This is a genomic window from Psychrobacillus sp. L4 (assembly GCF_042944905.1).
GTDB lineage: Bacteria > Bacillota > Bacilli > Bacillales_A > Planococcaceae > Psychrobacillus.
Map to the genome: position 1 here is coordinate 780,786 of NZ_CP168496.1, position 26,908 is coordinate 807,693.

At 33.5% G+C, this 26,908-nt stretch carries 24 protein-coding genes; 21 read left to right on the plus strand and 3 right to left on the minus strand.

Features of this window, described 5'->3' with window-relative positions; genetic code table 11:
• The first annotated feature begins 58 nt into the window (after positions 1-58).
• From ACEPXG_RS03745 to ACEPXG_RS03830, 18 genes are all read left to right on the plus strand, one after another.
• Positions 59-787 carry a YveK family protein gene (locus ACEPXG_RS03745; RefSeq protein WP_391207650.1) on the plus strand — a complete coding sequence of 243 codons (729 nt, stop codon included), beginning with the start codon at positions 59-61 and terminating at the stop codon, positions 785-787.
• Positions 788-790: 3 nt separating this feature from the next.
• Positions 791-1,492, plus strand: a complete 702-nt coding sequence (locus ACEPXG_RS03750) for a CpsD/CapB family tyrosine-protein kinase (RefSeq protein ID WP_391207652.1) — start codon at positions 791-793, stop codon at positions 1,490-1,492.
• A 68-nt stretch (positions 1,493-1,560) separates the two neighbouring features.
• Complete coding sequence (locus tag ACEPXG_RS03755; RefSeq protein WP_391207655.1) at positions 1,561-2,328, plus strand: tyrosine-protein phosphatase; 768 nt, start codon at positions 1,561-1,563, stop codon at positions 2,326-2,328.
• Positions 2,329-2,537: 209 nt separating this feature from the next.
• A complete protein-coding gene (locus ACEPXG_RS03760) occupies positions 2,538-4,382 on the plus strand; it encodes a polysaccharide biosynthesis protein (RefSeq protein WP_391207657.1) in 1,845 nt (614 codons plus the stop codon).
• 21 nt (positions 4,383-4,403) lie between these two features.
• On the plus strand, positions 4,404-5,282 hold the full coding sequence (galU, locus tag ACEPXG_RS03765; protein ID WP_391207659.1) for a UTP--glucose-1-phosphate uridylyltransferase GalU: 879 nt from the start codon (positions 4,404-4,406) through the stop codon (positions 5,280-5,282).
• A 143-nt stretch (positions 5,283-5,425) separates the two neighbouring features.
• The gene (locus tag ACEPXG_RS03770) at positions 5,426-6,538 is read left to right on the plus strand and encodes a DegT/DnrJ/EryC1/StrS family aminotransferase (RefSeq protein ID WP_391207661.1); all 1,113 of its coding nucleotides are present in this window, start codon (positions 5,426-5,428) and stop codon (positions 6,536-6,538) included.
• A gap of 24 nt (positions 6,539-6,562) precedes the next feature.
• A complete protein-coding gene (locus ACEPXG_RS03775; protein WP_391207663.1) occupies positions 6,563-7,582 on the plus strand; it encodes an ATP-grasp domain-containing protein in 1,020 nt (339 codons plus the stop codon).
• A complete protein-coding gene (locus tag ACEPXG_RS03780) occupies positions 7,576-8,259 on the plus strand; it encodes an HAD family hydrolase (protein ID WP_391207666.1) in 684 nt (227 codons plus the stop codon). The genes ACEPXG_RS03775 and ACEPXG_RS03780 overlap by 7 nt, the downstream gene beginning before the upstream one ends.
• 24 nt (positions 8,260-8,283) lie before the next feature.
• Complete coding sequence (locus tag ACEPXG_RS03785; RefSeq protein ID WP_391207668.1) at positions 8,284-9,525, plus strand: polysaccharide pyruvyl transferase family protein; 1,242 nt, start codon at positions 8,284-8,286, stop codon at positions 9,523-9,525.
• 38 nt (positions 9,526-9,563) lie between these two features.
• Entirely contained in the window at positions 9,564-10,196 is a 633-nt protein-coding gene (locus ACEPXG_RS03790) for a sugar transferase (protein WP_391207670.1), read from the plus strand.
• 15 nt (positions 10,197-10,211) lie between these two features.
• Positions 10,212-11,306, plus strand: a complete 1,095-nt coding sequence (locus ACEPXG_RS03795) for a glycosyltransferase family 4 protein (protein WP_391207672.1) — start codon at positions 10,212-10,214, stop codon at positions 11,304-11,306.
• 83 nt (positions 11,307-11,389) lie between these two features.
• Positions 11,390-12,199: a glycosyltransferase family 2 protein gene (locus ACEPXG_RS03800; RefSeq protein ID WP_391207673.1), complete on the plus strand. Its 810-nt coding sequence runs from the start codon at positions 11,390-11,392 to the stop codon at positions 12,197-12,199.
• A gap of 710 nt (positions 12,200-12,909) precedes the next feature.
• Complete coding sequence (locus tag ACEPXG_RS03805) at positions 12,910-14,025, plus strand: EpsG family protein (RefSeq protein ID WP_391207675.1); 1,116 nt, start codon at positions 12,910-12,912, stop codon at positions 14,023-14,025.
• Between the two features lie 194 nt (positions 14,026-14,219).
• Complete coding sequence (locus ACEPXG_RS03810; protein WP_391207677.1) at positions 14,220-15,176, plus strand: glycosyltransferase family 2 protein; 957 nt, start codon at positions 14,220-14,222, stop codon at positions 15,174-15,176.
• A gap of 246 nt (positions 15,177-15,422) precedes the next feature.
• Positions 15,423-16,880 (plus strand): flippase, encoded by a 1,458-nt coding sequence (locus ACEPXG_RS03815; protein WP_391207679.1) that lies wholly within the window; start codon positions 15,423-15,425, stop codon positions 16,878-16,880.
• A 364-nt stretch (positions 16,881-17,244) separates the two neighbouring features.
• Positions 17,245-18,621 carry a UDP-glucose dehydrogenase family protein gene (locus ACEPXG_RS03820; RefSeq protein WP_391207681.1) on the plus strand — a complete coding sequence of 459 codons (1,377 nt, stop codon included), beginning with the start codon at positions 17,245-17,247 and terminating at the stop codon, positions 18,619-18,621.
• A complete protein-coding gene (locus ACEPXG_RS03825; protein WP_391207683.1) occupies positions 18,596-19,621 on the plus strand; it encodes a GDP-mannose 4,6-dehydratase in 1,026 nt (341 codons plus the stop codon). Before ACEPXG_RS03820 ends, ACEPXG_RS03825 begins: the two co-directional genes overlap by 26 nt.
• A gap of 875 nt (positions 19,622-20,496) precedes the next feature.
• Positions 20,497-20,607 carry a putative holin-like toxin gene (locus ACEPXG_RS03830; RefSeq protein WP_391207685.1) on the plus strand — a complete coding sequence of 37 codons (111 nt, stop codon included), beginning with the start codon at positions 20,497-20,499 and terminating at the stop codon, positions 20,605-20,607.
• A 462-nt stretch (positions 20,608-21,069) separates the two neighbouring features.
• Here ACEPXG_RS03830 and ACEPXG_RS03835 read toward each other — a convergent pair whose 3' ends face one another.
• Entirely contained in the window at positions 21,070-21,528 is a 459-nt protein-coding gene (locus tag ACEPXG_RS03835) for a hypothetical protein (protein WP_391209763.1), read from the minus strand.
• An 858-nt stretch (positions 21,529-22,386) separates the two neighbouring features.
• Between ACEPXG_RS03835 and ACEPXG_RS03840 the strand changes: the two genes are divergently transcribed.
• Together ACEPXG_RS03840 and ACEPXG_RS03845 are read left to right on the plus strand one after the other, a co-directional pair.
• Entirely contained in the window at positions 22,387-22,497 is a 111-nt protein-coding gene (locus ACEPXG_RS03840) for a putative holin-like toxin (protein ID WP_391207687.1), read from the plus strand.
• Positions 22,498-22,966: 469 nt separating this feature from the next.
• Positions 22,967-24,226 (plus strand): IS4 family transposase, encoded by a 1,260-nt coding sequence (locus ACEPXG_RS03845; RefSeq protein ID WP_391202886.1) that lies wholly within the window; start codon positions 22,967-22,969, stop codon positions 24,224-24,226.
• Positions 24,227-24,397: 171 nt separating this feature from the next.
• Here ACEPXG_RS03845 and ACEPXG_RS03850 read toward each other — a convergent pair whose 3' ends face one another.
• Complete coding sequence (locus ACEPXG_RS03850) at positions 24,398-25,258, minus strand: IS3 family transposase (protein ID WP_391209765.1); 861 nt, start codon at positions 25,256-25,258, stop codon at positions 24,398-24,400.
• Positions 25,246-25,599, minus strand: a complete 354-nt coding sequence (locus ACEPXG_RS03855; RefSeq protein ID WP_391207689.1) for a transposase — start codon at positions 25,597-25,599, stop codon at positions 25,246-25,248. The genes ACEPXG_RS03850 and ACEPXG_RS03855 overlap by 13 nt, the downstream gene beginning before the upstream one ends.
• A 664-nt stretch (positions 25,600-26,263) precedes the next feature.
• Here ACEPXG_RS03855 and ACEPXG_RS03860 point away from each other — a divergent pair.
• Positions 26,264-26,878: a hypothetical protein gene (locus ACEPXG_RS03860; RefSeq protein WP_391207691.1), complete on the plus strand. Its 615-nt coding sequence runs from the start codon at positions 26,264-26,266 to the stop codon at positions 26,876-26,878.
• Positions 26,879-26,908 lie beyond the last annotated feature (30 nt).

Sequence of the window (26,908 nt, forward strand, 5' to 3'; positions counted from 1 at the left end):
ATAATAGAATTTATTAGTAAATGAAGATAATTGAGGAGTAAAGGGGAAACTAGTACATATGGAAGAAACGATTAGTTTACAAGACTTATATAAAACATTGAGGAAGAGACTTGTATTGATTATTAGTATGGTCTTTCTTGCAGTGATAGTTGCAGGAGTCATTAGCTACTTCTTTTTGACACCAATCTACCAAGCTTCAACACAAATTCTTGTCAATCAACAAAAATTCGAACAACAGCCGTTTAATTCACAAGACATACAAACGAATCTTCAATTGATCAATACATATAACGTCATTATAAAAAGTCCAGCGATCCTGTCGAAAGTAATTGAGAATCTAGATCTTGATACGACGCCAGCTGCATTAACAAACAAAATCACGGTATCCAGTGCGCAAAACTCTCAAGTAGTGAATATTAGCGTACAAGATCCAGAATCATATAAAGCAGTCGATATTGCAAATACAACCGCGCATGTATTCCAAGAAGAAATCCAAAAGCTAATGAAAGTAGACAATGTAAACATTCTATCGCCAGCAGTTCAATCGGAAAATCCATCACCAGTCAAACCAGATCCAGTTCTTAATATGGCGATTGCTGCAGTAGTCGGATTAATGCTCGGTGTAGGAATTGCATTTTTACTCGAATATTTAGATACGACGATTAAAAATGAACAAGATATTGAAGACATTCTTCAACTCCCAATACTAGGTCTTATAAGCCCTATCCAAGAGAATAAAAATGTGGATATTGTTACGAAGATTATGCCACGACGAAAGCGAGTGTAAAGCATGGCGAAAAAAACAAAAAGTTTACAGCAAGTGGCACGTAAATTAGTGGTGATAACGGATCCAAAATCGTTTGTATCGGAACAATTTCGTACCGCTCGCACAAACATTAACTTCTCCAAACCGGATGGAGAGTTAACGACTTTGTTATTCACATCTTCCGTACAAGCTGAAGGGAAATCCACATCATCTGCTAATTTAGCTTGCTTGTTTGCACAAGAAGGAAAAAAAGTGATCTTAATCGATGCAGATATGCGCAAACCAACCGTACACTATACGTTTCATCTTACAAACACGATAGGGCTATCCAATATTTTAACGAAGAAGACTCCAGTGATGGAAGCATTGAAAGAAACAAATATAGAAAACCTTCAAATTATTACGAGTGGACCGATTCCACCGAATCCAGCAGAGTTGTTAAGTGCCAAGTCTATGGATGACATGATAGTAGAGTTGAAAAAACATTTTGATCTCGTTATATTTGATGCACCTCCAGTGTTATCGGTAACCGATGCACAAATTTTGGCGAATAAGAGCGAAGGCACGGTGCTCGTCATCAGTGCAGGAGCAACGGATAAAAAAAGTGTGCTAAAAGCAAAAGAACTGTTAGCTGCTTCCAAGGCGAAAATTATTGGAACTGTACTCAATAACTTCAATCTGGAAAAAGATCATTATTATTACCAATACTATGGAACAGAGGAGTAAAAAGCACTTAGGGTGCCTTTTACTCTCTTTTATTTTACTTTTATTACAAGGAACGGGAGAATTAGGCGATGATCGATATACATAGTCATATATTATATGGGATAGATGATGGACCTTCTACTAGAGAAGATACCATTAAAATGCTCGAAAATGCGGTGAAAGAGGGAATAACCGAGATTATTTCTACATCGCATGCGTACCATCCGCAATACCATGCAGAAGCAACCTCAGTGAAACAACAACTCATTACACTACAACAAGAAATGGACGAACAACAGATCCCTTTAAAATTACATATTGGTCATGAAGTTCGTTTAAGAGATAATATCGTCGACTTACTGAAGGAACAAAAAATTCTTACATTAGCAGGCTCTAAATACTTGCTATTGGAACTGCCTTCTCAAGGGATACCAAAATACACGACGCATGTGATTCATGCGTTATTATCCGAGAATATATTGCCTGTTATTGCACATCCTGAAAGAAACAGAGCCATTGCAGAAAATCCAGCTAGATTAACAAAACTGATTAGTAACGGCGCAATCGCACAAATTACAGCTGGAAGTTTAGCTGGACATTTTGGACGAGGAGTTCAAAAATTATCGTTACAATTGGTAGATGCAAATTTAGTCCATACCTATGGGTCAGATGTTCATAATCTCAAAACGAGAGCCTATAAATTTGACGCGGGACTTCGGTATTTAGAAAAACAAAAAAGATTGGATGCAGTCGACATTTTTCTCGAAAATAATGCAAGAATCGTTGAAAACGACGAAGTTATTATTTTAGAGCCGGAAGACCTAGGAAAACCAAAGTGGTGGAATATTTTTGCGTAGTTTAATAGATTCTTGTTAAAAATATGCAGTGTATAATATGCCGTAAAATTCCATGGATAATAAATTACAATTCCCAAAACATTTATAACGCATCCAAAGAACTGGTTTTATGGTATAAATGATGACTTTCTAAACAAAATACCCTAATAAATTCCCAATAGTGCTATAATATTCTATAGCAGTTTAAGCAAAAGGGATGAGGGATCTGCGTGTCACTTAAGAAAAGAATGTCTATGTTAGTAATAGTAGATTCTTGTATAGTGTTATTTTCCATTTATATCGGCTATTTCTTACTATATCCAATTGATAATCCTTTTACAGACCTATTTCTAGTAACCAGTTCGCTTACTATTTTTATAGCACATCATGTTTTTGCGATGTATTTTGGATTATATCGAAAGGTTTGGGAATATGCATCTGTACGAGAGTTATGGTTGATTTTCAAAGCGGTAACAATATCCATACTTATTGTAGCAATTGTACAAGGATTTCTTCCAGGGGAAGTATTATTTAGAGCGTTATTGATCACTTGGATGCTTCATATATTACTCATTGGAGGGTCAAGGCTATCATGGAGAGTTTTCCGTGATTCATACATATCAGGTGAACAGTTCAATGAAAAAAGAAAGCGTACACTTATAATCGGTGCGGGCTCAGCAGGTACGATGATTGCTCGTCAATTATTTAAAAATATGGAATCACCATTACAGCCAATTGCTTTTTTAGATGATGATTCGAAAAAAAAGGGATTAGAAATCTTTAATATTCGTGTATTAGGTGGAACTGAAATTATTGCTGATGCTGTGAAAGACTTGGATATCGAACATATTATTATTGCCATTCCATCTGTTGACAAACAAACAAGTACGATGCTCATGCAACAGTGTTTGGACACTGGCGTTCATACGCAAATAATGCCACTTATTGAAGATCTATTAACAGGCAAAGTATCTATCAATGAAATAAGAGACGTGAGAATTGAAGACTTACTTGGTCGTGAGGAAGTAGAACTAGATTTGGAATCCATTTCTACGAAGCTAACGAACAAAAAGATTCTAATAACTGGAGCGGGCGGCTCGATCGGATCTGAGATTTGTAGACAAGTAGCTAGATTCGACCCAAGTGAGATCGTTCTCCTTGGTCACGGCGAAAATTCTATTTATACAATAGACATGGAATTGCGCCAAAAAGTTTCACCAAATACAAAAATTATTCCAATCATTGCCGACATTCAAGATCGCAATCGTATATTCGATATTGTAGCAGAGTATAAACCGGATGTGATGTATCACGCTGCAGCGCATAAACACGTTCCGTTAATGGAATATAATCCAATGGAAGCAGTGAAAAATAATATTTTCGGCACGAAAAATGTCGCAGAAGCAGCGGATATGTTTGGTGTGGAATACTTCGTCATGATTTCAACGGATAAAGCAGTTAACCCGCCGAATATAATGGGTGCAACGAAGCGTTTTGCTGAAATGATCGTTCAGAATCTTGCAAAAGAAAGTATGACAAAGTTTGCGGCAGTACGTTTTGGAAATGTACTAGGATCTCGCGGAAGTGTCGTGCCATTATTTAAAAAACAAATTGCAGCAGGTGGACCAATTACGGTTACGGATCCAGAAATGACTCGCTATTTCATGACCATTCCAGAAGCATCCAGACTAGTCATTCAAGCAGGCACGATGGCGAGTGGTGGAGAAGTGTTCGTGTTAGACATGGGAGACCCAGTGAAAATTGTCGATTTAGCTAATAATCTTATTCGACTATCCGGGTATAGTGAAGAAGAAATTGGCGTTCGATTTTCAGGAATTCGACCTGGTGAGAAGATGTATGAAGAGTTATTAGATGAGAAGGAAATCCAAAGTAAGTATGTATTTCCGAAGATTCATATTGGGAGGGCTACGCCGATTAGTTATGGCGAGTTGACTTATGTACTGGATAAGTTGCTTGATATGACGGTGGATGACATGAAAGAGTTGTTGATTGGTTTAGCGAATCGGAAGAATGTGAAACAGATGTTATCCGAACCAGTGAATGTTGTAAGTTAGGTTTAGGAGGGAGTGTGCAGGATGAAAAAAGTGCGGAAAGCGATTATACCAGCAGCGGGACTTGGAACACGTTTCCTTCCTGCGACAAAAGCGATGCCAAAGGAAATGTTGCCGATTGTGGACAGACCTACCATTGAATATATTGTGGAGGAAGCAATCGCATCTGGCATAGAGGATATTATTATTGTGACGGGTAAAGGAAAACGTGCAATAGAAGATCATTTTGATCGGAATTTTGAGTTGGAAGAAAATTTGATAGGAAAAGGGAAATTTGATTTACTAGAAAAAGTAAATCAATCCTCTAAGGTTGAAATTCACTATATCCGACAAAAAGAACCTAAAGGATTGGGACATGCAGTATGGTGCGCACGTAATTTTATAGGTGATGAGCCATTTGCTGTATTACTAGGGGATGATATCGTACAAGCTGAAAAGCCTTGTTTGAAACAATTGATCGAACAATATGATGAAACTGGATCATCCGTGATTGGTGTGCAAACAGTTGCGGAAGAAAATACGCATCGATATGGCATTATTGATCCAAGTTCAAAAGACGGAAGATTATATGAAGTGAGTAATTTTGTGGAGAAACCTGTGCAAGGTACTGCGCCTTCTAATTTGGCGATTATGGGTAGGTATATTTTAACACCGGAAATCTTCGATTTCTTAGGTAAGCAGGAAACTGGGGCTGGTGGAGAGATTCAGTTGACGGATGCGATTCAGAAGTTGAATGAGATACAGAATGTGTACGCGTTTGATTTTGAGGGTAAGCGGTATGATGTTGGGGAGAAGCTGGGGTTTATACAGACTACAATTGAGATGGCTTTGCAGGATGATGGGTTGAGGGATGATTTGTTGGAGTATTTGGATGGGTTGATGGTTGGTAGATTGGTGGTTTAGGGTTTAGAGAGATATAAAAAGGTGAAGCCCATATTTTGTGGGCTTTGTGTTTTTTAAGGTTAGGAAATAAATACATAAGTTATAAATGGTCAAATAAATCAATACATAAAAAAGCTATTTAAATAGGAAGGAAGTCTACCCAAATGCACGATAAAGTATTTCTTTCATCTCCACATATGAGTGATGAAGGCTATGAAATGCAATATGTAAAAGAAGCATTTGATACAAATTGGATTGCTCCACTTGGAGAGAATGTCAATGAGTTTGAAAAAGAGTTAGCTTCAAAAGTTGGTTCTAAAGCAGCTGCAGCACTAAGTTCTGGTACTGGGGCTATTCATCTTGCGCTAAAAGCGGCTGGGGTTGAATCAGGAGATATCGTTTTCTGTCCTACTTTAACATTTTCAGCTACAGCTAATCCGATTATTTATCAAAATGCCATTCCTGTTTTTATAGATAGTGATTATGAAACGTGGAATATGTGTCCGAAAGCATTAGAAGAAGCATTTTTGAAATATCCAGAAGTAAAGGCTGTTATTGTTGTTCATTTATATGGTTTATCCGCTGATATGGATAGAATAGTAGAACTTTGTAAAAAACATCATGTAGCTTTAATAGAAGATGCTGCTGAATCTCTAGGGACATACTATAAAGGGCAACACACCGGAACATTTGGAGATTATGGGATCTTCTCTTTTAACGGTAATAAGATTATTACTACATCTGGTGGTGGGATGCTTGTTTCTGATAATGAAGAAAGAATTGCTAAAGCAAGATTTTGGGCTACTCAAAGTAGAGATCAAGCAAGACATTATCAACATAGCGAATTAGGTTTTAATTACCGTATGAGTAATGTAGTAGCTGGAATTGGTAGAGGGCAGCTTAAAGTTTTAGATCAGCGAGTTGAAAAAAAACGTTACATATTTAAATATTATAAAAGAGAGTTAGGTTCACTTGATGGGATTGAGTTTATGCCGAGTAATGAGTGGAATGAACCGAACTATTGGTTAAGCAGCATGACTTTATATGGCAAGATTAGACCAATTGATGTGATGGAAGCACTAGAAAAAGAAAACATTGAGTCAAGACCTGTATGGAAGCCAATGCATATGCAACCGTTCTTTGAAAAGTATGATTTTGTTGGTACGGATGTATCGGAGAAGTTGTTTGAGAATGGGATTTGTTTGCCGAGTGATACGAAGATGACGGATGGGGATTTGGAGAGAGTTGTGGAGATTGTTAAGGGGTTGTGGTGTTAATATAGAAAGGGTGAAGAGTTTAAAATGAAAAAGATTAATGTCCTAATCCTAAGTGCCGGAAGAAGAGTAGAATTAGTACAAGCATTTAAAATGGCAGGACAAAAATTAAATATTAATAGCATGGTTGTGGCGGGTGACTGTTCTGAAGCGGCACCAGCCTTATTCTTTGCAGATAGAACTTACAAATTACCTCGTATTAATGAACCTAACTATATTTCTTCTATAATTGAAGTGTGTAACGAAGAAAACATTGCTATTGTAATTCCAACTATAGATACAGATTTATTATTACTTGCAGAGAATAAAAAGTATATAGAAAACGAAACAAATGCAAAAGTATTAATTTCGGATATTAGTGTTATAGAAATTTGTAGAGATAAAATAAACACTCAGAACTTTTTAGAGGCTAATGGATTTGGTATTCCTAAAATGTACTCGGATCAGGATTTAGCAAGTAGTAGTATTGAATATCCATTATTTATTAAACCCATATCAGGGAGTTCCAGCATAAATACATTTAAAGTGAATAATAAAAAGGAATTGGATACTTATAGGGATTTAATAGAAAAGCCTATTATTCAAGATTTTATGGAAGGTGAAGAGTTTACGGTTGATGTCTTTCTAGACTTTGAAAGTAATATAATCACAGTTGTTCCTCGCCTTAGAATGGCTACTCGGAGTGGAGAGATTTCTAAGGGAAAAATTGTAAAGGATCAAGAAGTTATAAAAGATGTAAGTCGCTTGATGAATACTCTAAAACCCCTCGGACATATTACCGTACAACTTATGAAAACAAAGGAAGGGATAAAGTATATTGAAATAAACCCCCGATTTGGAGGAGGAGCTCCAATGAGTATTCATAGTGGTGCTGATTCATGTGAAAACCTCTTTAAATTATTGATGGGGCACAAACTAAAATATAACGAAAATTATAGGGATAATATTATGTTCTTGAGGTTTGATAGTAGTATCTGTATAGATGAAAACATGAATATAATTGATAACTCCAACTTGGATAAAAATATGGACCTAGTTAGATGGTGAAGGCGAAAGCGGTAATATTTGACTTAGATGATACTCTGATTTCTGAAAAACAATATATTATAAGTGGCTACCAACATGTATCAAAAATATTAAGTGGGAAATTAGAAAAAGATGAAATAGAGCTATATGAACTACTTATTAAATTGTTAAGTGACAGCTCTGAAAATGTTTTTAATAGACTTCTAGATAAATTTGAGTTTAAGTACACAAAAAATACCATTTTAAATCTTGTTCAAGAGTATCGTAATCATTTACCAAATATTAATTTTTTTTATGACGTATTACCATGTTTAGATATCTTGAAAAGTAAAGAGATGAAAACAGGAATAATAACAGATGGTTATTCAAATGCCCAGCAGCAAAAGATTAAAGCCGTTGGAGCAAGTAATTATTTCAATAAAATTATTGTTACAGATGAGTTAGGAAGAGAATTTTGGAAACCACATCCCAAAGCATTTGAAATTATGAAACATGCGTTAGACGTTAAGTATGATGAAATGATTTATGTTGGGGATAATCCTAAAAAGGATTTTTATATAAGTAGCATATACCCTATTAAAACTATAAGGGTAAAACGAGAAAATGGCGTTTATGCTACCAGTGAATATTTTCAAGGTGTAAAAGAGAATATCACTATTTCCTCTTTAAAAGAGATTATTGATGTGCTCAATTTATAGACTTTTAATGATTGGAGATCATTTATGAATACAATTTCTAAAAGAATTGCAATTACTGGGCCATTCGCAGATGTTAACTTTGGTGACTATGCAATGCTTATTAATAACATTTACGACCTAGACATTAAAGACATTACACTATTTTCTTATGATAATGATTTCCTTAGAACTATAAAAGAAGATTATTTAAGTGATTATAATGTAAATATAGTTGAGGTTAAACTCACAGATGAATATAGCAATTGTATAAAAAATGATTATACATTTACACCAATTGAAATATTATCAATGGTAAGTAATTACAATGAGCTACTAGAGAAAATAAAAAACATTGATGTTCTGATAGTAAATGGTGGAGGTTATTTTAACGGACTATGGAGTATGCCCCATAGAATAGTAAGGTTAATAAAAATAATTGCACCAATACTTGTTGCAAACCAATTAAATAAAAAAATAATGTTTACAGGTAATAGTTATGGGCCATTTGCAAAGGATTCAGGGTTTTTTGCTTCTCTATTTAATGCATTGAGTAATGTAACTTTTGGATGCCGAGATAATTTATATTCTCCAATGTGGGCGAGACAAGTAGGAGTAAAAGACAACGATATAAGAAATATTCCAGATGACTTATTTTTAATTAACGATAGGATTCTAACGCAACAAATAACTTCATCAGTAAAAAGTAAGGATTATATTGTTATGGAAACTTATTTACCCATAAATTTTATTGAAGATAACATTCATTATTTCAAAAATTTTTCAAAGAAAATGTATGAACGATATGGTTTAGAAATAGTTTTTTTACCACTTAATTTAGAGCATGGTGGTATGCAACAAGCGGTATATCTTAATGAAGTACTTGAGAACTATGATTATGTGGATATATCAAAGAAGGGTTACCTTCCAATTCAAGATGCGGTAGAAGTAATTAGGAATGCGAAGTTGGTGGTTAGTTCCAGGTATCATGCTTTGGTAGTTGCATTAGGAACTGAAACGCCAACCATTAGCGTCTTGAAAGATGTCATGGGCGATAAAAGATACTACTATAACAAGAATTGTGGAATGTTAAGACTTGTTTTAAATGGTACTAACTTTGATGAAAGATATTACATAAGAATGGATTATCTTGAAACTTTAGATTTCATTACAAATAATTTTAATGAAATTGTTGAAGAACAGAAGAAAAACTATAATGCACAGTATATCTCAAATAAAGAATTTCTTAAGAATATTAGAGAAGAATATTTAAATGAAATAATTAATTAATATGGATTCCTATTTAATTGATTGGTGAGGGTGAATAGATGATTTATAAAAAATATCTAAAAAGAGTAATGGATATCATTTGTAGTGGATTAGCTTTATTAATCCTGTCTCCTATATTTTTAATTATTGCTTTAACGATAAGATTAGATACTAGAGGACCTGTAATTTTCACACAGAAAAGAGTTGGCAAAGATAAAGAACCATTCAATATTTACAAATTTAGAACAATGTTGACATTTGAAGATAGTTTTTATGAAGATGGAACACCAATTGAGAATTATGACCGAAAAACAAAAGTGGGAAACTTCTTGAGGAAAACTAGCCTGGATGAACTTCCACAGCTTATTAATATATTTATAGGTGATATGTCAATTGTAGGCCCTAGACCAACCTTGTTATATCAAGTGGAAAAGTATAATTCAACCCAAGCAAGACGTTTAGAGGTTAGACCTGGTTTAACAGGACATGCTCAAGTAAGTGGTCGTAATAGTCTTAGTTGGGACGAAAAAATCCAATGTGATTTAGACTATGTCAATCGTATAACATTCTTAAGAGATTTTAAGATAATCTTAAAGACCATATTGGTAGTGTTAAAAACTGAAAAGGTTGAGTTTACAAAACCAGATGAAATAAGTAAGCATTCAGGGGATATAAGAAAAGACATTTCATAGGAGGATAATGGACTTTTGAAAAAAGTTTTGATTTTATCAAATCATATTTTAGGCATTTACAGTTTTCGTAGAGAACTTATACAAAGAATGCTTGATGAGGGGTATGAAGTATTTATTGCAGCGCCTGCACATGAAAAGACTTCTTATTTTACTCAAATGGGTTGCGAATGTATAGAGACACCAATAAATAGACGAGGGACTAATCCAATTACTGATATTAAACTATTATTTAATTATTTCAAAGTAGTAAAAAAGTTAAAACCCGATGTTGTATTAACTTACACAATTAAACCTAATGTTTATGGTGGTATTGTTTGTAGATTATTAGATGTTCCTTATATAGCAAACATTACCGGACTAGGAACAGTGGTAGAAAATAAAGGTATTTTACAGAAAGTCACCTTATTCTTATATCGTATTGCATTAAAGGGTGTAAGCAGTTTATTCTTTCAAAATGAAGAAAACCAACGCTTCTTTAAGAATGAGAATATTGCAGTAAATAAGCATCAGTTAATCCCCGGATCTGGTGTTAATCTAGAACACTTTAATTTATTGGATTATCCAGGTGATGAAAAAGTAGAATTCCTATTTATTGCAAGGATAATGAAAGAAAAGGGAATAGATCAGTACTTGGAAGCGGCTGAATATATTAAGGATAGGCATCCTAATACTGTGTTTCACATTCTTGGAAATTGTGATGAAGATTATATTGGTAAGTTAAATGAAATGGATAAAAAAGGAATTATTACATATCATGGAAGACGAGATGATGTTCGAGAATTTCATAAGTATTCACACTGTACAATACACCCTACGTATTATCCAGAGGGTATGTCAAATGTATTGTTAGAAAGTGCAGCATGTGGGAGACCCATTATTACTACTAATAGACCAGGTTGTAAAGAGATTGTTGATAATGGTCAAAATGGATATTTAATAATGCAGCAAAACAGCGAGGACTTGATAGAAAAAATTGAAAAATTTTTAAGTATGGATTATGAAACTAAGAAAAAAATGGGGCTATATTCTAGAAAAAAAGTTGAAAATAAGTTTGATCGAAATATAGTTGTTAATGCATATATTGAGAAAATAGATCAAATCAACAAATAGAACAATGAGGATATAAAAATTCACCATATTAATTCTGAAGTAAGATTATTGATCATTGAAAACCTGAGTGAGGAAGGTATGAAATGAATAAGCAATTAATTTCTGTTATATGTACAGTGAAAAATGCCGAACAAACAATATCAGAAACAATTGACTCAGTCATAAATCAAACCTATGAAAATTGGGAAATGATAATTGTTGATGATGGTTCAACTGATAAAACTAAATATATACTAGAGGAATATTCAAGATTAGATAAAAGGATTAAACCACACTTTTCTCCTGGGCCAGGTAGAGGAAAGGCTTTAAACAAAGCAATTGAATTGTCATCTGGTTATTATGTAGCTAATTTAGATGCGGATGATGTTTTTCACCCTCAAAAACTTGAAATACAAATCAATACTTTTAATAGTGATAAAAGTTTATTTATTGTTGCAACCAAAAGTATTATTATCTATAACAATGATAAGGCGGCATGGAAAAAAGTAAAAAGTGACCATCACAATTTTCATATAATAGGTAATGAAATATTAAAGAAAAATGTACTTAATCATTCTTCTACAATGATGATTAAGAGCAAATTAGATGGTATTGGAAGGTACAATCAAGGAAGACAATCCCAATTAGACTACGAACTATGGCTTAGAGCTCACAATAAAAGTTTAATAATAATGAGATTAGATATAGCATTAACAGCGAAGAGAATTCATAGTAATCAGTCTTTTGAAAACAAAAAAAGAATTAAATATCTATTTAATAGTTCAACATTACAACTTAAATATATTTTATTACAAAAAAAGTATCATCTAATACTATTATTACCTATAAGAATAACCCTAGGACTTTTGCCGTTTCATCTAAGACAAAAAATTAGAAATCAAATAAAGATATAAAAGTGTCAAAGTAGGAGTTGATATATTTAGGTATGAAAGATATTTTTTAGAGAAATTTAATGCTAGCAGACTTAAAGAATATCAACTAATTGACATAGAATAAGGTTATTAACTGATTCAAAAAGTAGTATCTATTTACTGATAGATTTATTTAAGGTTTTCACCAATTGTTTGATAAATTAAACGAAACTGAACAAATGCATGATTGCATTCAATTAGAATATTTTTCTTATAATATACCGATTACGCTTGAAATGTAGTCTACGAATTGCATTGATAGGGTTATTACCTCATTCTCAGCCGCATTTGGATTAAGGTAGTAATGATACCTTACAATTTCCTCTAATTGTAAATTGTTCTCAGAAAAACTGACAGCAGGGAGAATCAAGGGTCTGACTTAGGTAACCCCGGATTTCATCTATTCTTGTATTAATAACAATGAATCTGCCGGAATTTTAGTTTTTAAGAACAACACCTGACGGGAAATATTTAGATAGAAAATAAATACCTCAACATACGTTAAATGTTATACTAACAGAATTGACAAATAAGTAGTTGTTTTGAACTAAAATAACAGCGTAATACAATTTTGTTTTAGGAAAATGAAAGAAAATATGAATTTGAAATTTTAAAAGAGTAAAGGATACTTTTAAATAAATTTATGATTTGCTATATGTAAATATTTATGCTTTGAGAAGGAGAAATATTTAATGACTGATTTACAAAGCCTACTACTCTATTTAGTAGCGTTCTTTATTTCTTGTTTTTTTGCTTTTTTTGCACAACAGGAAAGTTTAAATCGTTATCTAAAATATGAATCCCCCAAAAATACTTTTGTATATTTTATTTTATTAATCCTATCAAGTAGTATACCAACTATTATTGCAGGACTAAGATATAATGTTGGTGTAGATTATGGAAGGTACGTAAATGGGTATTATCAAGTAGTTAATGAAGGGATAAAAGAACATATTTTTGATAAGGAAATAGGACATATGGTTTTAATAAAAATGTCCGAACTTATTTTTAATGATCCACAAGGATTGTTTTTATTTTCAGCTTTATTAACCATGTTTTTTTTATATCTCATTTTGAACTATCATAGATATAAAATTCCGTTTTTTCTTATATTAATTTTGTATTACTCAAAATTTTATGCTGTGTCTTTAAATGTAATGAGACAATCCATATCCATGGTTATCATAGTTTACTCGTTAAAATACATTATAGAAAAGAACTTTAAAAGGTACTTATTTTTTGTTCTTTTAGCTTCAATGTTCCATACTACAGCACTAATAGCCCTACCTTTTTATATAGTGTTTGATAAAGGTAATAATATAAAAATATATAGAAAAATCCTAATTTTATTAGCTGTGGCATCAATAGTTATATTTTTACCACAACTTTTGTCTTCCTTTTCCAATATTCAATTTTTCAAATATGATGCGTATGCTACTCTAAAATCAGCAAATTTAAGTTTCTCTTCTTATCTAACAACCATATTTCTAATATTGATATTAATAATAAGAAGGAGAGATTTACTTAAATATGATAAGCGGGTTGAACTATATACATGGTTATATATTTACGGAGCCATTTTTAGCCTTGCGAGTTTACACTTTGAGTATGCTGGAAGAATTTCTCGATACTTTGATATTTTATCTATTTTGTTAATTCCTTATATCGTTATAATTATAAAAAATAAACCGATAAAATATTTCGTGTATTTTTTAGTCGTTGTGTATGCAATTTCAACATTTGTTATGGCTAATTATATATATGATAGTCACCAGATTATCCCATACAGGCATGTTTTTTATAAATAAAATAATAATGCTTATTTGATTACTAGAGTTAAATCCTTAATTACTCAAATATACAGAGAGTTTGGAAAGTAGTACACTCGCACCTGGTCAGTTCAAGAGTAGAATAGAGCTGAATCCGACGAAAAGGATACTGTTAGAATAAATAAATACATTTATATTATTTAAGTAATCGTAATCTAGAAATGAGGTTTACTATGATTAATCTTTCTATAATAATTCCACATTTTAATTCTGTATCATCACTAAAAAAATTGCTCGAGAGTATACCAAATTCAAAAGATATCCAAATAATTGTAGTTGATGATAATAGCGAAGGAAGCCATAGGGAAGAATATTTAAAACTAAAGACAAAATATAATCAAAGTAATATAGAGTTTTATAATAACGAGTCAAAAAAGAAGGGTGCTGGTGCTTGTAGGAATATTGGATTAAATCAAGCAAATGGAAAGTGGCTACTTTTTGCAGATGCTGATGATTATTTCACGGATGTTTTTTTTGATATTTCCAAGAGATACTTTAACTCAGATAATGACGTTGTTTTTTTTAAACCGGTCAGTATAAATTTAGATACAGGGAAGCCTGCCGATCGTCATCTAGCATATGATAAACTAATTGATAACATGTTATGTGAATGTTTATATTCGGAGGTATTTTTGAGATATCGCTTTTATGTCCCATGGTCTAAACTTATCAAATCAAGTTTGGTTAAGGAGAATAAAATATTCTTTGATGAAGTCATAGCCGCAAATGATTTGATGTTTTCCGCAAAAGTCGGATATCATATGAGAAATTTTGATGTATCTGAGGAGAATATTTATTGTGTAACGAGAAATAAAGGTAGCCTGACAGCAACGGTCAGCCATGATGTTTATAATTCCCGATTATATGTATATATAGATTATTTTAACTTTTTAAAAAGGTATTTAAATAGTGATGATTTTAAGGCATTGAATTTAAGTGGTATGGGATTTTTGATTTCTTCATTATTGAAATTTGGAGTTAAAAAAATGTTTTTTGTTTACAGGAAGTTGAAGAAAAATAATGTTCGTATTATTAGTCCTAAAGCATTTAATCCTGTTTGGTTTATGAAAAAAACTTTAAATGTTCTTAATAAGAATAAAAAAATGAAAAGCTATGTTATAAGAGAGTAGAAAAGTCACGTACGATTAATGATGAACTAATCAGTATTCAGAGTAGGAATATATTTCAGTCAATTGACGATGGTCCTATCGACTTTGTAGGAAAAGTACTCAGAACGTGTCAGTAAATTTAGGTACAGAAAATTGGCTTAAATCCATTTCTTTAAAAGGATACACTTGCAGTATAGTTAGTTACAAAAGAATTACTTTTATAATTTATCTACAAAAAAACATTAATAGCAATTTGAGGAATTAAATATGACAAGTATAAAGAAAAACTTTTTATATAATTTATCTTATCAAGGGCTTTTGATCGTATTCCCATTTGTTACTGTTCCATATATTTCCCGTATTCTTGGCCCCGAGGGTATTGGTATATATTCTTATACCCTCTCAATTGCAAGTTATTTTGTATTATTAGCAATGCTAGGTGTAAAGATTTACGGTAATCGAAGTATAGCTAGGGTGAAAGATGACAAATTAAAACTAAGTAAAACATTTTGGGAAATTTATACTTTTCAACTATTAACTTCCTCATTAATGATAGTAATTTATATCTTGTATGCGATATTAGTAATAGAAAATCATTTTCTTATTTCTTTTATTCAATTAATTTATGTTTTATCAGCTGCGATTGATATTAGTTGGTTTTATTTTGGAGTTGAAAAGTTTAAAATAACTGTTTTAAGAGGAATGGTAATTAAAATATTAGGCGTTATTGCAGTTTTTATATTTGTAAAAAACCCTCACGATTTGTGGATATACGTTTTAATTATGTCATTAACTACGGTACTTAATCAATTAGCATTATGGCCATTCTTATTAAGGTATGTAAATTTTATAAAACCAACTTTGAGGGATATAAAAGCTCATATAAAACCAAATATAATTTTGTTTATACCTGTTATAGCAATTAGTTTATACACAATAATGGATAAAGTTATGGTAGGTTCTTTAAGTACAATGACAGAACTAGGATATTATGAAAATACTATAAAAATAATAGCGGTTCCATTTGGTGTTATCACTGCATTGGGCACAGTTATGATTCCAAGAATGTCTAATTTAATTGTAAATGGTAAATTTACACAAAGTGAAAAATATATTAATATTTCAATGAAATTTGTTTTATTTATTAGTTCCGCAATGGCGTTTGGTATAGCGGGGATTGCACCAATATTTGCACCAATATTTTTTGGGGAAGGGTTCATGCCAGTAGGAAATTTAATGGCATTGATTTCTCCTATAATAATATTTAAAGCATGGGCCAATGTGATACGTACACAATATTTAATTCCAACATTAAAGGATAAAGAATATATAAGTTCTGTAATATTGGGTGCTTTTGTTAATTTAATATTAAATTTGATGTTAATTAAGCCGTTTGGAGCGCTTGGAGCAGTTGTTGGTACAATAATTGCGGAGTTTACAGTGTCTTTACATCAAACTATATCTGTTAGGAAAGAGCTAGATATTCTATCCTATCTTAAGAGTGGAATATTCTTTATCATAAATGGATTGATCATGTTTGTAATTATAAGACTGATCGGTTTTTCTATGGGAACATCAATTTTGACTCTTATTATTGAGATTTGTTCGGGTGCACTAATTTATCTCCTTTTATGTTTAGTATACTTTAATTATACAAAGGATGAGGTTTTTACAAAATACTTTAACAAAATAGTTAGACCAATTTTCAGGTTACTTAAAAAATAATAATAGGGATCGCCCAATTTTTAGCCAGATCTGGGCTTGTTTCCATAATGCAGCTCTTAAATAACAGCATATTTGTAGGGGTTTTGCTACTATTGTTTTAATTTATGCAAGGATGTGCAAACAATGAACAATTAGTGCGATAAAAATACTTGATTCTGAAGCAAAAATTTATTTGGCACTCAAATTTAAGTGGTTTGTATGGGAAGCACGGGGACAGTTCTTTTGCTTCCTAATTAGTAGAACTACCACTTAACTTTGATATTTACCAATTTATTAATACGATATATTATACTCTATTTGATCACTAGCAGCAGTGCTAGTTTTTTAAATCTATTATACAATTATATGTTTAGGGGGAGCTCAAATGTACAAAATAGCAGTTGCAGGAACAGGTTACGTCGGCTTAGTGGCAGGCGCTTGTTTTGCTGAAGTTGGCCATCAAGTAACATGTGTTGATATAGACGAAAAAAAGGTCAAACTAATGAAATCTGGTGTATCTCCAATCTATGAAGCAGATTTAGAAGAATTAATGCAGAAAAGTTATGTTGATGGGAGAATTGATTATTCAACTGATTATCAATCAGCTTACAAGGATGCGGATGCGATTTTTATTGGTGTTGGTACACCGGAACAGTCGGATGGATCTGCTAATCTTTCTTACATAGCAACTGTGGCAAGGCAAATTGCTGAGTCCGTTGAAAAGGACTGTTTGGTAATTGTGAAATCGACAGTTCCGGTTGGTACGAATGACAAAGTGGAACAGTTTATTCAAGACTTTTTAGTGAATGATGTGCGAGTGGAAGTAGCATCGAATCCTGAATTTTTAGCTCAAGGTTCAGCTGTACATGACACATTACATGCAGAACGAATTATTATTGGCACTGAAAGTGATTGGGCAGAACAAGTGTTAAAGAGCATATATGAACCTTTTAATTTACCTATTGTTTCTGTCAATAGACGATCTGCAGAAATGATTAAGTATGCTTCAAATGATTTCCTTGCACTTAAAATCTCTTACATGAATGATATTGCTAACCTTTGTGAATTAGTTGGGGCAGATATTCAAGATGTTGCAAAAGGAATGAGTTTTGATAGTCGTATTGGAAGTAAGTTTTTAAATGCAGGTATTGGTTACGGTGGCTCTTGCTTCCCTAAAGATACGAAAGCATTAGAGAATTTAGCTAGACAAAATAATTACGAGCTAAAAACGGTGAATGCTGCCATTGACGTGAACGAAGAACAAAAGACTAAATTATATAAAAAAGCTAGTAAAAGGCTGATTACTTTTAGCGGTCTTAAGGTAGCGGTACTGGGATTGACGTTTAAACCAGGAACGGATGATTTAAGAGAGGCAGCTTCTCTTGAGAACATACCTTTACTATTGGAACAAGGTGCAGATATCTATGCCTATGATCCTGTTGGTTCAGAAAACTTTGCTAAAGTACATCCAGAAGGTAACAACGGTAAAGGGACTATTACGTATGTTGCTAATGTAGAACATGCATTAGATGGTGCAAATGTTTGCTTTATCTTTACTGAATGGGGTGAGGTTAAAGCAGTGACTCCGGAGACTTATAAGAAGTTAATGAGAACTCCATTAGTATATGATGGTAGAAATATTTACAGTGTGCAAGAAATGCAACAAGCGGACGTAGAGTACTATTCTATTGGAAGAAAGCCGATTAGTAGAGAAGTGTTAATGGAGGCGAAGAACCTTGAATTACAAAAGTCTAGATTCTAGTAAAGTATACCTGATTACTGGGGCTGCAGGTTTCATTGGATATTTCTTGTCTCGAAAGTTATTAGAACAAGGTTGTAAAGTGATAGGTGTTGATAATCTGAATGATTACTATGACGTGAATCTTAAACATGCGCGTTTGGATTCACTTGAAGCATTTACTAGATTTTCTTTTATCAAAGGAGATATTTCAGATAAGTCATTGGTCATGAATATTTTTGAAGAGTATAAGCCGAATGTTGTAGTAAATCTGGCTGCCCAAGCTGGGGTTCGTTATTCTATTGAAAATCCAGACGTTTATATTCAAAGTAATATTATCGGTTTTTATAACATACTGGAAGCTTGTAGACACAATCCAGTGGACCATCTTGTGTATGCTTCATCTAGTTCAGTGTATGGGGCAAACAAAAAGGTTCCTTTTGAAGAGTCTGATTTTGTGGACAACCCAGTATCCCTTTATGCATCTACTAAAAAGTCTAATGAATTGATGGCCCATACATACAGCCATCTATATAAGGTTCCTGCTACAGGGCTACGATTCTTTACTGTTTATGGCCCTATGGGAAGGCCAGATATGGCTTACTTTGGTTTTGCTGATAAGTATTTCGCTGGTGAGCCAATTAAGATATTTAATAATGGTGACTTTGAAAATGACTTGTACAGAGATTTTACATATGTGGATGATATTGTTGAAGCGATTGAGCGTTTATTAAATAATTCGCCTAACGGCGAAGTTCAACATAAAGTTTTTAATATAGGCAACAACAATCCTGAAAAGTTAATGGTGTTTACTAAGACTTTAGAGAAATGCTTGAGTAATTCACTTGGTCGAGAAGTGGTATTTAAGAAGAATTTCGAACCTATCATGCCTGGAGATGTTCACGCTACTTATGCATCAACTGATTTGTTGAAGGAAACAATAGGCTTTCAACCGAAGACTTCAATCGAAGAAGGTTTACAGCAGTTTGCGGATTGGTATGTGGAATATTACGAGATTGATTGAGAGAAAAAGGAAAATGGGCTATTCTATTGCGCACTTATATAAGTGATGCAATAAAATAGCCCATTTAATTTATAGTTAAAGTATATTACTAATCTTAGAAAAAAACATAATAAAAACACAATTTGACAAATTGCGCAATTTTTGATACTATTAAAATGACGATAGGTAGAGAGGTACCAGACTCTGCCTAGTTTTTCTGATGTTAGAGCATCAGATATACAATTCAGTTCTATGCATAGTAATAATTTTGACTACAGTTATCATTATACTATCTAAGAATTTAACATACAAGTATTTTTATAAATAATTTATTTATGCTCTTGTATTATATATGAATTGTGCAGATTCTGCGGATCCTTTCTACCTATTGAAAAATAGGAAGGAGGACAAGCGTATGTGTAAATTATCAATACATTTTCGCAAATCTCATATGGTACGCGGACATTTCCGCAAGGGTATTTGGATACCAGAGCATCAACGTTCAGGTACTACCGTAAATGCTCATTGCCTCATTAACTAAAACCTATCGTTGAAAATCTTTTATAAGATAAGGACCCTCGCATTTTATATGCAAGGGCCCTTATTTTAATTATATTATCATAGATGTTATAGCCTATATAAAAAGTAGTTGGATTTTATTTTATAAGTTTTCTTTATTATATGACGAGTTGTTGAACGTTTTGTACAATAGATATTCTCGATTATTCATTTCGAATGGAAAAACGCGTCCCTGTGTTAGAAACAATTCCACACTATTCTGACAATAGACTACAATTCACTATGAATAATAATAGTATTCATGTTCTAGTAAAGGAAAAAGCAGAAGTAGCTACATATAGCGGTTGGCACTCCCTTGAGAAAGGGGGTGTTTATATATGGTGACTTATGAAGCAATGAACATGTTATTCCAATTCGGAATGTTCCTCGCAACAGCAGCAACAACTGTCGTAGCGATGATTGCTCTATACACCAATAGAAAAAAGTAACCACCTTCCGCTAACGCCCAAGTAAGCAGAGTGGTTACTCCTTTGTAACACCTTTTTTGTTTACCACTGGTCAACCGCACTTCATGCGGTATGTCAGGTGCATAGACTGGGTGTTTACGCACTCAGTCTATTTATTATATTATTTGCCCATTTTACCATGCCTAAACTAAAAATACACATCAGTTTGGGTTAAAAACGCGTCGCTGTGTCAGAAGCAATTCTATACTACTCTGAGAATTAACTGCAATTATTTTTAATCGGAGAACTTCCAACAACAGTAGATGTAAAAGAGGCACGTGCAGCATATGAAGGATTGACAAGCATTCAAAAAAGCAATTGGTAGGAGACAGAACTGCATTAGAAGAAGCAGAGCGAGCTCTAGTAAGCTTTTTGCCAATATGTAATTTATTTTAGAAATTGAAATGCCCTGTATTCTGAATAATTCAGAACACAGGGACATTTTCATTTTACACTAAACTTGTCCAACATTGCTTCACGTGTACTTTTACCATACACTCGGTAAATCATCGTATTTGTTTTTTGGGAAAGTTTTATTAACTCATTATACGCTTTTTTTGTTTTTTCGCTATTTGCATCATGCTTATTCAAAGATTGATAATTTTGAGACTGTACCAACAATTTCTCCCCAGAATTTATAGCGTCAATATATGCCTGGGTTCTAAGAAATATATCATCTAAGACATTTAATCTCTCTACAAGATCGCTATAAAGCAATACATATGAATTAGCTTTTGCAGCATTGATGGCACTTTTGGTATTATTGTACAGCTTCATATCAATCTGACTAACAGGATTACTGGAATACTTTGATACTCTATAGTCATATGAAGTTTCCCATTTAAGAGAACCTGCATAGCTTTCAGCAGTTTTTGAAAAACGCGTCCCTGTGTTAGAAACAATTCTACACTATTCTGACAATTAACTACAATTCACTTTAAATAGACAAGCACGAAATCACGCCTACTTGAAGAACAGGTGGGCGTGATTTAGCGTTAGCATACAGTGACGCGTCCCTGTGTCAGAAACAATTCTACACAATTCTGACAATTATTTGCAATCCAAAGGTTCATCAAACAAGATCTCTCCTGCTGTCTATTGAACAGATGGAGAGGTTTATTTATAGTTAGTAAAATTGGATTGAAAAATACCTTAGTAAACAGCTAAATGGAAATTACTGCACAATCGAAAACGAGTAACCAATAGGTGAACTTAAGTAGGAATCAAATTGAATGCACATTAATTGTGCGGAAGTATGCATATATAAATTAACATTTGTAGCATACTCAAAATCTCTTCCCATATTTATCTTGAAGTTAACTTTAATCCTTTTTCAATCACCCAATCCAAGTAATTTAAAAGATGGTTCATTATTCCTTTAGGAGCAGCATCTAACCAACTCAATTTAGTACCCAACCAATACTGAGAAAGTTCATAGCCGTTTAGTGACGCGTCCCTGTGTTAGAAACAATTCTACAGAATTTTGACAATAGACTACAATTCACTATTTAATAGTGATTGATAGGGTACGAGGTTCAAACACAATTCGGAATTGTTTCAGAACCTGGTACCTGAAATTATGTCCTTTGCACTCCGTGTCCGACATAAATTCAAAAAGATTCCGAATCAACCTGGTTTGAGAAAGCTAGATTTGGTATCGCTATCTGTCGATTAATGTTTCTGAAAATGGTAAACTTATAGGAGCAGCTACATAAAGCGGATGGGCGGTGGACACTCCCTTGAGAAAGGGGGTGTTTATATATGGTGACATACGAAGCAATGAATATGCTATTTCAGTTTGGTATATTCCTAGTAACAACAGCAACAGCAGTTGTTGCCATGATTGCTTTATACACCAATAGAAAAAAGTAACCCCCTCCGCTGACCAAGTAGATGGGTGGTTACTTTTTAGATAAACATTCTTTACAACTTGGTCAACCGCTCTTCAAGCGGTATGTTAGTTGCCTTGACTGAACGTTTCTCAGACGTTCAGTCTTTTTTAGTATATGTCTAGTTTATCATACTCATACGAGAAATACACGTGAATTATAAAGGGTACCAGAGTGACGCATCCCTGTGTTAGAAACAAGCTACCCAGAAAAGTATCACGATATTTTGGTCATTATTAACTTAATCAGTATACTAGAGAATAGTTGTCACAGGTCACCAATTAAATGACCCGTCCCCACTAGCGTTGCATAGTTTCAAAAATCAGTAAAAAATAGAATAAATTTAAAATAAATTTTTGAAATAATACTTGAATAAACACAAAAAAACTCCTAATGTAGGTAAGGAAACGACAACTAAATCAGTTCCCTACACAATCAAAAGGAGTTCAACCATGAAAAGTGTACACAAAGATTTAGTCTTTCGTCAATATTTATCTAATTTACCTACCAATGTTTTAGCTTGTCCACTTATGAACTATGATGCAAAGAAACTCACGGACTTTTCTTTGGTAAAAATATTTATTCTGGCAAACCTCTGTAAGTGGGATAGTCAAAGGAAAATTGAAACCGGTCTTTATTCAAAACCCAAGTTTTTAGAAGAACTCGGAGTAGAATCGATCAGTCACTCGACAATTGGGAGACGATTAGCGAATCTGAATACGGTCCATTTAGCAGACCTTCTAGGACGTTTGGCTGCACATTATTGGCGGTTAAAAAGGGATGCTAAAGGGTTGAATGCCAATGTAGGCCTCCTTCGAATCATTGATGGTACCTATATCAAGCTGCCAAATAACGCTGCGAATTGGACCGCAATTTCTAAAGATTCCTGCGGAATAAAATTACATGTCCGTATAGCCGTCGCTTCGTCCGACAGTGTTTTTCCAGAAAAGATGATTCCATCCACTGGAAATGTGGCGGATTCTGATGCGGTAAATCACATCATCGATGCGGATGGTGCATTATATGTAATGGATCGAGGATATGCCCACAAAACAAAAATGGGTGGTTGGCTACAAAGAAATATCCATTTTCTTGTTCGAGTAAGAAAGACTTTTCGAATGGAAACATTACGATCCTATACGCCTACAAATCCGAGCGTTAGGAAAAATGAAAAGGTATCCATACTAACCCGTGAGGAGCCTCTCCGCTATATCGAATTTATAGACGATAAAGGAACTGTATTTCATTTGATTACAAATCGTCTCGATTTGTCCGAGGACGAGATTTTAGAAGCCTATAAAAATCGTTGGTATGTGGAGCTTTTCTTCAAGTGGCTCAAACAGCACGTCAAGGTAAACCATTTGTTCAGCGAATCTCCTATTGGTATCTGGAACCAAATGTTTATCGCCTTAATAACGGTTGCGTTAACGGAAATTATGCGGCTTACCTACCAACCAACGAAAACGCTTTGGACATTTTTTAGTACGATACAGGAGTTCAAACTGAACAAAATGAAGGAACTTTTACAGCACTTCAATCGGAAACTTAGAAAGAGCAAAGGGCGTCAGAAAGTCCCGATACCAAAACCTAAAACAATCCAATACGGAGAAGATTTTGCCATTGTCAGTCCAATCACAAGAGAACATTTTGTCAAAAAAGAAAAGAAGAAAAAAGCATTAGAAAAAAAGAAACAGCAAGATCGAACTAAATAGTAAAAAAAAGGGAACTGATTTACTCTTGGAAACCTGTTCTCTTTTTTATTTTTTTGTATCCGAAATTGCTGTAAATATATTGATTATATAAATATATTTGTAACTCTTGCAACGCTAGTGACCCGTCCCTGTAGTCTAGCCCCTATTTTATGGACAGTGTAGAATTGTGCATTAGCTAGCTGAATGTTTTAACTTTAAATAAGCAGTTGGACTTAAATAACCCAGTCTTTTTTGACCACGGTTTTGGTTAAAATATGCAATGTATAAGAGTAAATCTTTCTTTACCTGTTTGGCATTATCTGTCGCATACAAGTGCGGGAATTCTGTCTTTAATTGCGAAAAAAAGCTCTCAATTACAGCGTTATCCCAGCAGTTTGCCTTCCGAGACATACTTGGTGAAAAGTGAAGTTTCTTGGCAAGATTTTTATACTTAAAAGACTTATAGACACTTCCTTGATCAGAGTGAATGATGACGTTTGTTAAGTCGGGCAACTTTCTAGTTTTCATTGCTTGTTTAACAGTAGTTTCTACCAGGTTTGCAGTTGGACTATCGCTCATTTCAAATGCAATAATTTCTCGATTACAAAGATCCATGATTGCAGAAACGTAAAATTTATCTTCTTCCACTGTAATCTCAGATAGATCGGTAACCCATTTACGATTGGGCAGCGAAGCATCAAAATCTCTATTAAGAAGGTTTGGATATACCCAGTCAGATTGTGCATCTTTCTTAGATTGGAAGTACTTCTTAACTCGAATTTTAGATTTAATATTCATCTCATTCATTAATCGCTGTACACGCTTGTGATTAATTACATGATCGTGGTTAGCTTTCAGTTCACCAGCAATTCTTTTCACGCCAATGGTGCCACCAGTAAAATCATATAAGCTTTGGATGACCGTAATATCGATTTGATCCCGCTCAGAAAGAGACTTTTGAGGTTGTGCCATATAGTTGTAATATCCACTGGTTGATACTTTTAATGTTTTACAAAGTGTAGTTACTGGATAATCCTTTCTCAAGGCCGTAATGGCTTCGAAGCACTTCTTTTTTCGTTCTCCTTGAGAAAGGCCTGGAACTTTTTTAAGATTTCATTTTGTATCAATTGCTCCTTGTACTTCTTTTCTATATCTCTTAATCTATTTAGTTCTGCAGTGTGTTCAATCAAATCTGATTTCTCATAGTGTGAGAGAAGTGCATCTTCACCATGTTCTCTGTAAAGTTTCAGCCACCCTGTCAATGAATTAATATGAATTTCCAGTTCGTCCGCGACATCTTGCCTGTTACGTTTATTCAGACGTACTTCATTTACTGCAAATAACTTTTGTTCATATGTGAGTTGACGTTTTTTTGTTTTCTTACGAATGTTCATGATCATGCCCCTCTCAGATGGTTGTATTTACACAATTATAACACTCTATGTGTCCATTATAAGGGGGTCGACCACTGTGTTAGAAACAATTCTACACTATTCTGATAATAGACTACAATTCACTATTGAATATTATCTAGTATACTAATCTAATCATTATTTGTTATCAAAGTATGGCCGTACAAATGATTCAGGAGTTAATACATTTATTGATTTTGAAAAACTTAGTCAAGAATATGGTGCATTGCATCTACCGAAGAGTTGTTTTGATAAGGGGTCCGCTGTTAAAGAATTTATTTTAAATGATCAAACATTAAATATACATAATTCTAATCACCATCCTTTCCATCAATGGTGGGCTGAAAGTACACTTTGGTTGTATCAACCCAAATTTATTAGTTGCAAGAAGATCAAAAAATAACTAGAAAGATAACAAATTAGGCTCAACTCCATTAGGGAGGTGAGCCATTTTTTTATGTTTTATGGACTGAAATTGAAAAAATGAAACGAGGAATTAGTAGAGGAAAGAAGTGATTAGTTATAGTACATATCATAGACTGAAATTTTTTTGTTGAAGAGTTTGACAATTTTAAAAGTGACGTATATGATAATTATACAATCGTTAAGATTCGTGACTGTTCGTGACGAAGTGGAGGGATTAATAATGAATATTTTTCAGATTAAAACAAAGCCGCATAATAAGGAAAGACTTAATGAATTCGTACATGGAAAGTTTATTGCTATTGGTTGGCCGGGGATTGGTGACCTTACTGGGATTGAGAAAGAAGAAATTCGACAGAGACTTGAGAAACGCTATACGTACAAAAATGCTCGTAGCTTAGGGAATGATCTCGGAAATGTGTGGGCTTTCGTTAATACGATGCAGGAAGGTGATTTTGTGTTATTCAATGGACATCAGGATTATGTTTATATTGTGAAGGTAGGGCCATATCAATATGAAAAGCGTTATGACAATGAGGAGGGAATGGCCCATCAAAGAGCATTTGAACTGATAAAAGTTGCAAAGAGGGACGACCTGAACCCTAAAATACAGGAACTTCTTCGTAATCGCAGTGCTGTGACCAAGTTTAAATATCCGTTAGAGGATGCTGAGTTGGATGATATACCATCAATTGGGCCGATTAACTCCAATCAAAAAATAACGGTAGATAATGCAGCTATAGAAAAAGCTCTAAATATCCTTTATTCAGAGCTTGAATCAAACGATTCCGACCGGTGCTTTAAAGCAGCAATTGAACTGTTACAGTTTGCCAAATAAACTATTAACTTTTAATAAGTTGTCTAGGAG

Bases quoted from the DNA above. Each gene is read 5' to 3' on its own strand.
- ACEPXG_RS03745 (WP_391207650.1), top strand. From the start codon at position 59: ATGGAAGAAACGATTAGTTTACAAGACTTATATAAAACATTGAGGAAG.
- ACEPXG_RS03750 (WP_391207652.1), top strand. From the start codon at position 791: ATGGCGAAAAAAACAAAAAGTTTACAGCAAGTGGCACGTAAATTAGTG.
- ACEPXG_RS03755 (WP_391207655.1), top strand. From the start codon at position 1,561: ATGATCGATATACATAGTCATATATTATATGGGATAGATGATGGACCT.
- galU (WP_391207659.1), top strand. From the start codon at position 4,404: ATGAAAAAAGTGCGGAAAGCGATTATACCAGCAGCGGGACTTGGAACA.
- ACEPXG_RS03770 (WP_391207661.1), top strand. From the start codon at position 5,426: ATGCACGATAAAGTATTTCTTTCATCTCCACATATGAGTGATGAAGGC.
- ACEPXG_RS03775 (WP_391207663.1), top strand. From the start codon at position 6,563: ATGAAAAAGATTAATGTCCTAATCCTAAGTGCCGGAAGAAGAGTAGAA.
- ACEPXG_RS03780 (WP_391207666.1), top strand. From the start codon at position 7,576: ATGGTGAAGGCGAAAGCGGTAATATTTGACTTAGATGATACTCTGATT.
- ACEPXG_RS03785 (WP_391207668.1), top strand. From the start codon at position 8,284: ATGAATACAATTTCTAAAAGAATTGCAATTACTGGGCCATTCGCAGAT.
- ACEPXG_RS03790 (WP_391207670.1), top strand. From the start codon at position 9,564: ATGATTTATAAAAAATATCTAAAAAGAGTAATGGATATCATTTGTAGT.
- ACEPXG_RS03800 (WP_391207673.1), top strand. From the start codon at position 11,390: ATGAATAAGCAATTAATTTCTGTTATATGTACAGTGAAAAATGCCGAA.
- ACEPXG_RS03805 (WP_391207675.1), top strand. From the start codon at position 12,910: ATGACTGATTTACAAAGCCTACTACTCTATTTAGTAGCGTTCTTTATT.
- ACEPXG_RS03810 (WP_391207677.1), top strand. From the start codon at position 14,220: ATGATTAATCTTTCTATAATAATTCCACATTTTAATTCTGTATCATCA.
- ACEPXG_RS03815 (WP_391207679.1), top strand. From the start codon at position 15,423: ATGACAAGTATAAAGAAAAACTTTTTATATAATTTATCTTATCAAGGG.
- ACEPXG_RS03820 (WP_391207681.1), top strand. From the start codon at position 17,245: ATGTACAAAATAGCAGTTGCAGGAACAGGTTACGTCGGCTTAGTGGCA.
- ACEPXG_RS03830 (WP_391207685.1), top strand. From the start codon at position 20,497: ATGGTGACTTATGAAGCAATGAACATGTTATTCCAATTCGGAATGTTC.
- ACEPXG_RS03840 (WP_391207687.1), top strand. From the start codon at position 22,387: ATGGTGACATACGAAGCAATGAATATGCTATTTCAGTTTGGTATATTC.
- ACEPXG_RS03845 (WP_391202886.1), top strand. From the start codon at position 22,967: ATGAAAAGTGTACACAAAGATTTAGTCTTTCGTCAATATTTATCTAAT.
- ACEPXG_RS03855 (WP_391207689.1), bottom strand. From the start codon at position 25,599: ATGAACATTCGTAAGAAAACAAAAAAACGTCAACTCACATATGAACAA.
- ACEPXG_RS03860 (WP_391207691.1), top strand. From the start codon at position 26,264: ATGAATATTTTTCAGATTAAAACAAAGCCGCATAATAAGGAAAGACTT.